Here is an 11,217-nt window from a genome sequence, read left to right on the forward strand (position 1 = left end):
CCGACAACGCGGCCGGCGAGCGCCATGTGGCCGGGGAGGGCGCTGTCCCGGCGGGGTTCGACCTCGACACCGAATCGGAGGTTTTCGAATGAGCGGCCAGGGTTCCGATCGAGAGCAGCCTGAATTCCGTTCCGGCTTCGTGTGTTTCGTCGGGCGGCCGAACACCGGCAAGTCCACGCTGACCAATGCCATGGTGGGGCAGAAGATCGCCATCACCTCCTCGCGTCCGCAGACCACCCGGCACACCATTCGCGGCATCGTGCACCGCGAGCACGCGCAGCTGATCCTCGTCGACACCCCCGGCCTGCACCGGCCGCGCACGCTGCTGGGTCAGCGGCTCAATGACCTGGTGCGCGATACGTATTCCGAGGTCGACGTGATCGCGGTGTGCATTCCGGCCGACGAGAAGATCGGCCCCGGCGACCGCTGGATCGTCGAGCAGGTCAAGACCATGGCGCCCAAGACCACCCTGCTGGGTGTGGTCACCAAGATCGACAAGGTGAGCCGCGACCAGGTCGCCCACCAGCTTATGGCCGTCTCCCAGCTGCTGGGCCCCGAGGCCGAGGTGGTTCCGGTCTCCGCGGTCAAGGGTGAGCAGGTCGAGGTGCTCATCGACGTCATCGCCTCCCAGATGCCCGAAGGTCCCGCCTTCTACCCCGACGGCGAGCTCACCGACGAGCCCGAGGAAGTCCTCATGGCCGAGCTCATTCGCGAGGCCGCCCTCGAAGGCGTGCGCGACGAACTCCCGCACTCCCTCGCCGTGGTCATCGAGGAGGTCCTCGAACGCGAGGAGAACGAGGACACCGACACCGACGGCCGCCGCTCCACCGAGGGCATGCTGGACGTCCACGCCCTTCTCTACGTGGAACGCCCGAGCCAGAAGGCCATCATCATCGGCAAGGGCGGTGCGCGCCTGAAAGAGGTCGGCACCAACGCCCGCAAGCAGATCGAACACATCCTCGGCACCCGCATCTACCTCCACCTGCACGTCAAGGTCGCCAAGGACTGGCAGCGCGACCCCAAGCAACTCGGCAAGCTCGGCTTCTGACCCGCGAAGCATCCGCCGAGTGGCACATCCTGGAGGGGATTTGTCCGATTTCCCCTCCATGATGTGCCACTCGCGTTTCACCACCAGGGGGTGGGGCGGGTTTTGTGCCAGGACAGTTCGGATTCGAGTTGGGCGGCTACCGAAACCAAGAGCGGTTCGGAGTTGGCGGGGCCCATCAGTTGGGAGCCGACCGGGAGGCCGGTGGCGGTGAAGCCGGAGGGGACGTTCACCGCGGGCCAGCCCAGGACGTTCCACGGCCAGGTGTAAGGGCATGCGGCGGTGATGAGTTCGTCGGTGGCCCAGTTGCCGATGCCGTCGATCTCGGTGACGCCCGGGGGCGGGGTGGCCGTGGTGGGGGCCAGGACCAGGTCGAAGTCGTTGAAGATGCGGCCGATTCGCATGCGCAGCAACGGTTCTGCCTGCCGGGCGGCGAAGAGCAGTGGGGACAGCAGGCGGCCGACGGCGGCATTGTGGACGGTGCGGGGGTCCACCTGCGCGCCGGGGAGGCGTTTCAAGGCCTGGTCGACGCCGGTCAGGGAGCGTGGCAGGAAGCTCGCGCCCGCGAGGATTCCGTAGTGGACGTCGGCGATCGTCACCTCGTGGCCGAGGCGGCGCAGCGTGTTCGCCGTGGCGTGCACGCGGGCCTCGACCTCGCGATCGAGCCGAGTCTTGGTGGCGGTGAAGGGGATTCGCAGCGAGAGCGCGATACGCAGGCGGCCCGGATCGCGGCCGACGGCATCGGAGACGCGCAGGGCGGGCGGGGTGTGCAGGTCACCGGGGTGGGGTCCGGCGGCGGCGTCCAGCAGCAGCGCGGCGTCGGCGACCGTGCGGGCGAGCGGGCCGTTCACGGTGAGGCCGTAGAACGCCTCGGGCAGCGGCCAGGTCGAAATGCGGCCGCGCTGGGGCTTGATGCCGACGAGGTTGTTCCACGCGGCCGGGATGCGCACCGAGCCCGCGCCGTCGGAACCCAGTGCGGCGGGCACCAATCCGGCGGCCACGGCCGCGCCGGAGCCGCCCGAGGAGCCGCCGGGGGTGTGGTCCGCGCCCCACGGATTCCTGGTGTGCCCGAAGGCTTCTCCGCTGGTGAACGGCAGCTGACCGAGCTCACAGGTATTCGTCTTGCCGACGATGACGGCCCCGGCCGCGCGCAGCCGCCGAACCACCTCGGCGTCCTCGGTTTTCACCGGAAAGTCGCCGCCGCAGCCGAAAGCGGTTGGGGTGCCGGCCAAATCGGTGTCGTCCTTGATGGCCAGCGGCACGCCGAGCAGCGGCGCCCGTTCCCCGGCGGCGAGTTTGGCATCCGCCGCGGCGGCCTCCGCGAGTGCTTCGGTGCGGCGCACGATCCGAAAGGCATTGAGCGCGCCCTGGCTCGCCTCGATCCGGTCCAGCACGGCCGTCGTCGCCTCGACCGAGGTGAGCTTGCCATCCGCCAGTGCCGCCGCGAGTTCCCCCAGCCCGAGCTCGCCAACCGACGCCAAAGTCATGTGAATCCCGTCTCTTTCGTACCCGTGGGTAACCTAGCGCGATTCTGGTCACACGTCCAACGTAGGAACGGCGTGATCGGCCGGGCAGTGGCCGATCACGCCTCATCGGCACCGCGGAGAGCAGAACGCGGCCGATGTGTCCAATGCCCGAGCGCCTTTGGCGGCCCTCAGGGTCGGGTCGTATCGCTGGATGGCCCGCCATCGTGCGACCTGTCGTCCGGCCCACCCCTCCGGGGTCGGGCGACAGGACACACGACGGGCCGCCCACTCCGGCCCGAGGTCAGGGACCTGGGCGCGGAGGTCCGGGGGAACCGGGATGCGGGGGTCTGTCGCACGGGAGCTCCTCCGGAGGAATGGGATCCGACTCCGTGTCTCGGGGTCGTCCCCAGCATGCGGACCGCCGCCAATCGCGCACCAACGAACTTCTAATCGGCACCACGCCCATCGACTCGTCGTCGCCCGGTCGGTCCCGCGTGCGAGACTGTTGCGGTGCGGTTATATCGGGATCATGCGGTGGTGCTGCGCCAGCACAAGCTGGGCGAGGCGGATCGCATTGTCACGTTGCTGACCCGGCAGCACGGGCTGGTTCGGGCCGTGGCCAAGGGGGTTCGGCGGACCCGCTCCAAATTCGGGGCTCGCCTGGAGCCTTTCGCCTACGTGGATGTGCAGCTGCATCCGGGGCGCAATCTCGACACCGTCACGCAGGTTCATACCGTCGAGACCTTCGCCGCCGATATCGTCGCCGACTACGGGCGCTACACGACCGCCTGCGCGGTCCTCGAGACGGCCGAACGCCTGGCGGGCGAGGAGGGCGCACCGGCCCCTTGCCTGCACACCCTCACCGCGGGCGCACTGCGCGCCATCGCGCTCGGCCGTCGCCCGCACGAACTGATCCTCGACGCATTTCTGTTGCGCGCCATGGGTTTCGCCGGATGGGCACCCGCCCTCGACGACTGCGCCCGCTGCGCCACCCCCGGCCCGCACCGCGCCTTCCATGTGGCCGCGGGCGGCGCGGTCTGCGTCCACTGTCGCCCGCCCGGCGCGGCCACCCCGATGCTCGGCGTCCTCGACCACATGAGCGCCCTCAATCGCGGCGACTGGACCGGTGTCGAGGCCATCCCCACCACCCTGCGCCGCCAGGCCAGCGGCCTCATCGCCGCCCACCTGCAATGGCACCTCGAACGCCAGTTGCGCACCCTCCCTTTGATCGAACGCACCCGCCCCCACGCCGCCGTCGAGCGGGTGGAGGCCGTGGACCGCGCCGCGGTCGACGAGCGGCCCCGAGCGGTCCTCGGCTGACGGCGCGGCGGGCCGCCGATTCGACCACGAGCGTGGTGAGGCCGCCGATTGTGCCGCGAGCGTGGTGAGGCCGCCGATTCGGCTGTGAGTGCGGTGGGGCTGTGAGCGCGGCGGGCCGTTGGCCTTGTCAATGCCCGCGGCGCTTGGCCTTTCGCTTGCGAATAGCCTCCGCGCGCTGTTGTTCGGCTGCCTCGGCGCGGCGGCGTTTGGCGGCGGCGCGGTTCTCGTGTCCGGCCTGCTCGTGGGCGAGGCGCAGGGCGTCCTGGGCGGCCGAGGTGAGGGGGCGGGCCGCCTGCTCGCGAGCGGCCATGCGGGCCAGGCGTTTCGGATTCACCGTCGCGGTGGGCCGGGTCCCGGCGGGGACGGCGGGTGCGGCCAGGGCGCGGTCGAACAGCGGGCCGGAGTGCTTGATCGCGAACTCCTCGAGTTCGGCATTGGTCGGCTCCGCCCCGAAGACGTGGCGGGCCGCGCGCACGAATGAGCCGTCGGTGATCTCCAGGACCCCGACCCAGAATTGGCCGTCGTAGAACACGCTGAACGTGCTCGGCATCTGTACCTCCCATGGTTGTGGTGCGGCGTATGCCGCGATGAGAGGACGAACCGGACACCCTGGGAGGGAGGTTACTGACTCGCACAGCGAGCGCCCGGACTACCGACCGGACCGTGTTTTCGCTCGTCCGGGAGGGCAGCCTAGTGAGATTCGGTGCGATCCGAAACCGAGTTTTCGAAACCCGGGTGCGCGGTGGAGGAAATGTGGAGGTTCGCGGGGAATGCCGTGGGGGGCGTTCGGGGGTTGGGGCCGTCGGGCAGGATGGGGGGCGTGATCGGTACTCGGAAGTCGTCCAGTGAGCAGCGTGTCGTGCGGCCGCCGTCGCCGCATCCGTCGGGGGCGAAGCCGCCCGCCATTCCGGCGGAGTTCGTGCCCAAGCACGTGGCGTTGGTGATGGATGGGAACGGGCGCTGGGCGCAGGAGCGCGGGCTGCCGCGCACCGCCGGGCACGAGCGCGGCGAGGCGGTGCTCATGGACACCGTCGAGGGCTGCATCGAGATGGGCGTGAAGTGGCTGTCGGCGTACGCGTTCTCGACCGAGAACTGGAAGCGCAGCCCGGAGGAGGTGCGCTTCCTCATGGGCTTCAACCGCGATGTGATCCGCCGCCGCCGCGACGAGATGCACGAGATGGGTGTGCGGGTGCGCTGGGCGGGGCGGCGACCGCGCCTGTGGCGCAGCGTGATCAAGGAATTGGAAGTCGCCGAGGAGCTCACCAAGGACAATACGGTGATGACCCTCACCATGTGCGTCAACTATGGTGGCCGCGCCGAGATCGCCGATGCCGCACGGGAAATCGCGCGCCGGGTGGCGGCCGGTGAGCTCGATCCGGAGAAGGTGACCGAGGCGACCGTCGCCCGCTACCTGGACGAACCCGATATGCCGGACGTGGACCTGTTCCTGCGCCCCTCCGGTGAGCTGCGCAGCTCCAACTTCCTGATCTGGCAGGCGGCCTACGCCGAATTCGTCTTCCAGGAAACCCTTTTCCCCGATTTCGATCGCCGCAACCTGTGGGACGCGTGCCTCGAATACGCCAAGCGCGACCGCCGATTCGGAGGCGTGAAATGACCGATCAGCTCACCCCCGCCGAGGAACTCCAGGACCGCGCCCGCGCCCTGCTGCTGCGCTACGGCGTGGAAGTGCGCGAGGAGGAGGGCGCGCTCGGCTTCGAATACGAGGGCGCACTGTGCTCGCTGCGCGGGGTCAACCTGTCGCCGGGGCTGGATGTGCTGGCGCTCATGTGCATTCTGGCCTGGGATCGTCCGGTGAAACCGCAGCTGCACAAGCGCGTCGCCGAACGCAATGCCGCGCTCCAGTTCGGCACGCTCACCGTGGTTTCCCGCGAAAAGCTCGCCGATGTGATCCTGCGCTACACCTTCCCCGCCGCCGGACTCGAGGACGAGCCCCTCGCCACCATCCTGCTGCTCACGCTCTCGGGTGCGAGCCGGGCCCGCCAGGGCTTGCTGCCCTAGGGGATTCGCGGATTCCGATCAGGACGACGTGGTTTCCACGACGGTGGCCGTGGCGTGCTGCTCCGGGAAGAGCTGTGCGATGCCCCGGTACACCGTGTCGGGGTCCACGTCGCCCATGATCAGGTGTTGCAGCATGAAGCCGGGCAGAATGCCGAACAGGGTCTTGGCGACCGCGTCGGTATCGGAATCGGCTGGTAGCCAGCCGTTTTCGCGCATGCGCAGGGCGTAGTCGTGCCATAGTCGGCGCACGCCGCCGAGCGTGGTGCGCACATAGTCGGCGATCTGGGGATCGGTCAGCGCCAGCGCCCAGGTCTGCGGAATGAGCCGGACCGGACCACCCGGCGTGCTGAGCTTGACGATCGACTCCGCGACCGTGCGGATCAGCTCGGCGGGGCGGGGTAGGGGATCGCTGTGCACCGCCTCGTACAGGGCGGAGTGGAGTTCGGTCGCCACCTCGGAGGTGAGGGCGGCGATGATCTCGTCCTTGGATTTGAAGTAGCGGTAGACCGCACCGGCGGAGAGCCCGGATTCGGCGAAGACGTCCTGCATGGTGGTGGCGTGCAGGCCCTTGCGGGCGAAGCAGGATTGGGCGGCGTCGAGGATCTGCTGCCTGCGGCGTTCCAGGTGCTCCTCGCTGACTCTGGGCATGCGCCCAAAGTAAAACGAATATCCGTTCTTGACAAGGTGACAGCTGGGTGTCAGCCTTGTCCCAACTTAAAAGAACGAACCTTCGCTTTCTTTGGGATTCGCCATGAACACAGCGCGCCGCTCACCCCAAGTCCCCCGCCCCGCCGCCAACTCCGCCCTGCCACCGGCAGGGGCTACGAGGCAGCTCGAGGATGACGCCCTGCCCGCCGGTCCCGCGTCTTCGTTCGCGGATTCGGTTCGCCCGGTCGGGGATGTCACCCCGCCGGTATCGGAATCCGCCGGATCGTCCGCGGATTCCGCTCGGCAGCAGGGTGATTCGCCTCGCCCGAGGTCGGCCGCTCGCCGCGCCCTCGCGCTCGGGCTTGCCGCAGCCGCCATTCAGGCCTTGATGCTGATCGCGTTCGCGTGGCCCGCCGCCCGCATCGCACCCCGGGATCTGCCCATTGCCGTCACCGGCCCGCAGGCCACCGCGGTCGCCCAGCAGTTGAATGCCCGTGAGCCCGGCGGCTTCGATATCCGTACCGTCGCAGACGAATCCGCGGCTCGTGACGCCATCGCGCACCGAGATGTCTACGGGGCCATCCTGACCGACGGCCAGCCCCGCGTCCTGATCGCCTCGGCCGCGAGCCCGATTGTGGCGCAGCAGCTCTCGGGGTTCGCGCAGCAGTTGGGCGGGATGCGGGCCGCTCCGGCTCAGGATGTGGTCGCGGCCGATCCGCATGATCCGCGCGGAACAGGTTTCGGCGCAATGGTTCTGCCGCTGGTCATGTCCGGGATCGCCGGGGGAGTGCTGCTCACCCTGGTGGTGCCGTCGGTGCGGGCGCGGGTGCTCGGGTTGGCCACCTTCGCGATTGTCGGTGGGCTGCTGAGCATGTCGATCGTGCAGGGCTGGCTGCATCTGCTGCCGGGCTCGTATCTCACCATGGCGGCGATCAGCGGGCTGGTGTCGTTCGCGGTCGCCGGGACCGTGGCGGGATTGGCCGCCGCGATCGGGCCCGCGGGGATCGGGGTGGCCGCGCTGACCATGCTGCTGGTCGGAAACCCGTTCTCCGGAGCCACGTCCGCGCCCGAGCTGCTGCCGAAGCCGTGGGGCACGATCGGCCAGCTGCTCCCGCCCGGTGCCGCCGCCACCCTGCTCCGCTCGGCCGCCTTCTTCGGCGACGCCTCGATCGCAGGGCCGCTGACCGTCCTATTGTGCTGGGCCGCAGCCGCTCTCGCGCTGCTGGGCATCGGCATCGCTCGCACCTCGCGCCCGGCCGCGGTTGCACCCGCCGCCGACGCGCTCCCTGCCGTGTGATCCGAACCCCGCCGGGATGACGAGAGGCCGCCGGGATGGCGAAATGGGGCGCGCCCCCGCGTATTACGCGGGGGCGCGCTCGTCGTTCTGCGTGGTCTCAGCCCTTGGCGTGGCAGCAGTCCTTGCAGGTGCCGAAGATCTCCATGGTGTGGGAGATGTCGGTGAAGCCATGTTCGGCGGCGATGGAATCGGCCCAGGCCTCGACGGTCGGTCCCTCCACCTCCACGGTGCTCCCGCACTGGCGGCAGACCAGGTGATGGTGGTGGCCGGTGGAGCACTGGCGGTACACCGATTCGCCGGTGTCGGTGCGCAGCACGTCGACCAGTCCGGCGTCGGCCAGCGACTGCAGGGTGCGGTAGACCGTGGTCAGGCCGATGCCCTCACCGCGTTTGCGGAGCTCGTCGTGCAGTTCCTGTGCGGAGCGGAATTCGTCGACGTCGGCGAGCAGGGCGGCAATGGCGCTGCGCTGCCGCGTGCTGCGGACCCCGACGGTCTTCTCGCTAGTTCCCACGGATCACCCTTCCTCGGCGTGCGCGACCGCGTCGATCACGATATGCGCGAGATGCTCGTCGACCAGTTCGTAGATGACCTCGCGCCCGGTGCGCTCACCGCGCACCACGCCCGCGGACTTGAGGATCCGTAGGTGTTGGGAGATCAGCGGCTGGGTCACCCCCAGGGTGTCGACCAGTTCGTGCACGCAGCGCGGTGATTCGCGCAGCTGCAGCACAATGGCGATGCGTACCGGCGCGGCCAGCGCGCGCAGTAGCTCTCCGGCGGAGTCGAGAATGGTGCGTGAGGGCACGGCCGGGGGCTGTGGTGACCGGTACGGGTACGGGTCGTGAGGGATCGCGGCCGGGGTCTCCGTCGCGATCTGCGAGCGCCGCAGGGGCGCACCGCTCTCGGTGGTCATCGAACCAACTCCTTATTGGAAACCGATGCCATTCTTATATGCAAGGTTGCGCATGTCAAACATGACACTCTGACGTTCTCGCGCCCCGCCGCGGTGGCGGCGGGGCGCGAAGGCTAGGGGAAGTGGGTGGGGCGGCGGTGTAAAAGGGCTCGCACGCTCCAGATAGTCTTGACCCAATCCTTTCAATCTTCCGGACACGGATGGAGAACTGTTCAGTGGCACCCAAGTCGAAGGTGGACACCGTCGCCAATCTCGCCAAGCGTCGGGGTCTCGTGTACCCGAGCGGTGAGATCTATGGCGGAACGAAGTCGGCCTGGGATTACGGTCCGCTGGGCGTGGAGCTCAAGGAGAACATCAAGCGGCAGTGGTGGCGGTCCATGGTGACCAGCCGCGACGATGTGGTCGGCCTGGACTCGTCGATCATCCTGCCGCGTCAGGTGTGGGTGGCTTCCGGCCACGTCGCGGTGTTCAACGACCCGCTGGTGGAGTGCCTCAACTGCCACAAGCGGCACCGGCAGGACCACCTGCAGGAGGCGTACGCCGAGAAGAACAAGATCGACGACCCGGATTCGGTCCCGATGGACAAGATCGTGTGCCCGGACTGCGGCACCGTCGGCCAGTGGACCGAGCCCAAGGACTTCAACATGATGCTGAAGACCTACCTGGGTCCGATCGAGTCCGAAGAGGGCATGCACTACCTGCGCCCGGAGACCGCGCAGGGCATCTTCGTCAACTACAAGAACGTCGAGACCACCGCGCGCAAGAAGCCGCCGTTCGGCATCGCGCAGATCGGCAAGTCGTTCCGCAACGAGATCACCCCGGGCAACTTCATCTTCCGCACCCGCGAGTTCGAGCAGATGGAGATGGAGTTCTTCGTCAAGCCGGGCGAGGACGAGCAGTGGCACCAGTACTGGATCGACACCCGTCTGGCCTGGTACACGGATCTGGGCATCGACCCGGAGAACCTGCGCCTTTACGAACACCCGAAGGAGAAGCTCTCGCACTACTCCACCCGCACGGTGGACATCGAGTACCGCTTCCAGTTCCAGGGCAGCGAGTGGGGTGAGCTCGAGGGCGTCGCGAACCGCACCGACTTCGACCTGAAGACCCATTCCGAGCATTCCGGAACGGATCTGAGCTTCTTCGACCAGACCACGGGCGAGCGCTTCGTGCCGTACGTGATCGAGCCCGCGGCGGGTCTGACCCGTTCTCTCATGGCCTTTTTGGTCGATGCCTACCACGTCGAGCAGGTCCCGACGGCCAAGGGCGGGGTGGAGGATCGCACCACTTTGCGCCTGGATCCCCGGCTCGCCCCTGTCAAGGCGGCTGTCCTTCCGTTGTCCCGCAACGCGGACCTCTCGCCGAAGGCGAAGGACCTCGCCGCGCAGTTGCGGAAGAACTGGAACGTGGACTTCGACGATGCCGGGGCAATCGGCCGCCGCTACCGTCGCCAGGACGAGATCGGCACCCCGTACTGCATCACGGTCGACTTCGACACGCTGGAAGACCAGGCTGTCACCGTGCGCGAACGGGACTCGATGGCCCAGGAGCGCGTCGCTCTCGATCAAGTAGAGGGCTACCTGGCTACGCGCCTCATCGGCGCCTGATTCAGCCCCCATTGGAAAGACCGGTCAACATCTGACCGGTCTTTTCTTTATGCCATTGCCCCCGAAATTCGGGGCGCTGTAGAGAAATTGGGTACAGCACTACTCGTGTTAACGGCCCATGACCGGGGGACTATTTAGGTGTATGGGCAACGGCGCCTTCTTCTGCCGTAGCTCGATCATCCGAGGTGAGTCATGAGCGAGCGTGTTATCGGCCCCCGCTCGGGGCTGCAATGGGTCTCATTGGGGGACACCGGATCATCGTGCCCCGCCGCCAAGTCCACGGTGGCGGCTTTTCGATCTTGGGCTGATTCCTTTTTGACCCAACCCAGTGACGAACTGGGTCGAGACGGGCCGGTATGCCCGTATGTCCGACCATCCATGCGACGTGATCTGCTGTGGCTGGCGCAGGTGCCCGCCGCAGAGCCGCGTCCGATGTGGGTGCGTGCCATCATCAAGGACGCATTGGAGGTTTATCCCGAACTGCCCACGGGGAACGGCAGTTCCACTTCCGTGTTGCGCGCGATGATCACCGTATTTCCTAATTTGAAGGATTATACGCTCATCGACGAAATACACGCGGAATTCAAGAGCAAGTTCGTCGAACGCGGCATCATGCTCGGGCAGTTTTATCCGGGCTGTGACCAACCGGGCTTGTGGAACAAGGATTTTCGGCCATTGGACGCGCCGCTGCCAATGTTGGTGGTGCGCAGCATGATGACGACCGATTTCGCGTTCCTGCTCGACAAGCCGGAATGGGCCGACGCGTTCGTGCGCAAGTTCGCACCGATGCTGCCCGCGCACGTGCGCTCGGCGATGGTGGGGCGCTTGACATCTCGCCCCGCGTCCTGGTTGCCCGCCTACGAGGCGGTGCCCGACGAATCCTGCTCGACCAGCAGTTAGGCAGT

Annotated in this window: 12 protein-coding genes; 7 read left to right on the plus strand and 5 right to left on the minus strand. The window is 67.8% G+C overall.

The annotated features are described in order from the left end of the window. The first annotated feature begins 88 nt into the window (after nucleotides 1-88). A complete protein-coding gene (gene era, locus VMT65_RS06840; RefSeq protein ID WP_326307069.1) occupies nucleotides 89-1,048 on the plus strand; it encodes a GTPase Era in 960 nt (319 codons plus the stop codon). A 77-nt stretch (nucleotides 1,049-1,125) separates the two neighbouring features. Here era and VMT65_RS06845 read toward each other — a convergent pair whose 3' ends face one another. After that, the gene (locus VMT65_RS06845) at nucleotides 1,126-2,532 is read right to left on the minus strand and encodes an amidase (RefSeq protein WP_326307070.1); all 1,407 of its coding nucleotides are present in this window, start codon (nucleotides 2,530-2,532) and stop codon (nucleotides 1,126-1,128) included. A 489-nt stretch (nucleotides 2,533-3,021) separates the two neighbouring features. Here VMT65_RS06845 and recO point away from each other — a divergent pair, with 489 nt between their 5' ends. After that, nucleotides 3,022-3,831, plus strand: a complete 810-nt coding sequence (gene recO, locus VMT65_RS06850) for a DNA repair protein RecO (RefSeq protein WP_326307071.1) — start codon at nucleotides 3,022-3,024, stop codon at nucleotides 3,829-3,831. A 127-nt stretch (nucleotides 3,832-3,958) separates the two neighbouring features. Here recO and VMT65_RS06855 read toward each other — a convergent pair whose 3' ends face one another. After that, a complete protein-coding gene (locus VMT65_RS06855; RefSeq protein ID WP_326307072.1) occupies nucleotides 3,959-4,381 on the minus strand; it encodes a YjdF family protein in 423 nt (140 codons plus the stop codon). Between the two features lie 261 nt (nucleotides 4,382-4,642). Here VMT65_RS06855 and VMT65_RS06860 point away from each other — a divergent pair, with 261 nt between their 5' ends. Both VMT65_RS06860 and VMT65_RS06865 read left to right on the plus strand, forming a co-directional pair. Further along, nucleotides 4,643-5,446 carry an isoprenyl transferase gene (locus VMT65_RS06860; RefSeq protein ID WP_326307073.1) on the plus strand — a complete coding sequence of 268 codons (804 nt, stop codon included), beginning with the start codon at nucleotides 4,643-4,645 and terminating at the stop codon, nucleotides 5,444-5,446. Continuing rightward, nucleotides 5,443-5,850, plus strand: coding sequence for a hypothetical protein (locus VMT65_RS06865; protein ID WP_326307074.1), 408 nt, complete (start codon nucleotides 5,443-5,445; stop codon nucleotides 5,848-5,850). Before VMT65_RS06860 ends, VMT65_RS06865 begins: the two co-directional genes overlap by 4 nt. Before the next feature lie 18 nt (nucleotides 5,851-5,868). Here the strand turns inward: VMT65_RS06865 and VMT65_RS06870 are convergent, their stop codons facing one another. Next, on the minus strand, nucleotides 5,869-6,498 hold the full coding sequence (locus VMT65_RS06870) for a TetR/AcrR family transcriptional regulator (RefSeq protein ID WP_326307075.1): 630 nt from the start codon (nucleotides 6,496-6,498) through the stop codon (nucleotides 5,869-5,871). Nucleotides 6,499-6,601: 103 nt separating this feature from the next. Here VMT65_RS06870 and VMT65_RS06875 point away from each other — a divergent pair, with 103 nt between their 5' ends. Continuing rightward, nucleotides 6,602-7,795: a hypothetical protein gene (locus VMT65_RS06875; RefSeq protein WP_326307076.1), complete on the plus strand. Its 1,194-nt coding sequence runs from the start codon at nucleotides 6,602-6,604 to the stop codon at nucleotides 7,793-7,795. Between the two features lie 97 nt (nucleotides 7,796-7,892). On the opposite strand, the gene VMT65_RS06880 is transcribed toward VMT65_RS06875, so the two are convergent. Both VMT65_RS06880 and VMT65_RS06885 read right to left on the minus strand, forming a co-directional pair. Continuing rightward, complete coding sequence (locus VMT65_RS06880) at nucleotides 7,893-8,306, minus strand: Fur family transcriptional regulator (protein WP_326307077.1); 414 nt, start codon at nucleotides 8,304-8,306, stop codon at nucleotides 7,893-7,895. Nucleotides 8,307-8,309: 3 nt separating this feature from the next. Further along, nucleotides 8,310-8,705, minus strand: a complete 396-nt coding sequence (locus tag VMT65_RS06885) for an ArsR/SmtB family transcription factor (protein ID WP_326307079.1) — start codon at nucleotides 8,703-8,705, stop codon at nucleotides 8,310-8,312. A 215-nt stretch (nucleotides 8,706-8,920) separates the two neighbouring features. Between VMT65_RS06885 and VMT65_RS06890 the strand changes: the two genes are divergently transcribed. Continuing rightward, nucleotides 8,921-10,312 carry a glycine--tRNA ligase gene (locus VMT65_RS06890; RefSeq protein WP_326307080.1) on the plus strand — a complete coding sequence of 464 codons (1,392 nt, stop codon included), beginning with the start codon at nucleotides 8,921-8,923 and terminating at the stop codon, nucleotides 10,310-10,312. Nucleotides 10,313-10,504: 192 nt separating this feature from the next. Beyond that, nucleotides 10,505-11,212 carry a DUF6875 domain-containing protein gene (locus VMT65_RS06895; RefSeq protein ID WP_326307081.1) on the plus strand — a complete coding sequence of 236 codons (708 nt, stop codon included), beginning with the start codon at nucleotides 10,505-10,507 and terminating at the stop codon, nucleotides 11,210-11,212. The last annotated feature ends 5 nt before the right edge of the window (nucleotides 11,213-11,217 follow it).

The organism is Nocardia sp. CDC153 (genome assembly GCF_035818515.1).
In the GTDB taxonomy this organism is placed as follows: domain Bacteria; phylum Actinomycetota; class Actinomycetes; order Mycobacteriales; family Mycobacteriaceae; genus Nocardia.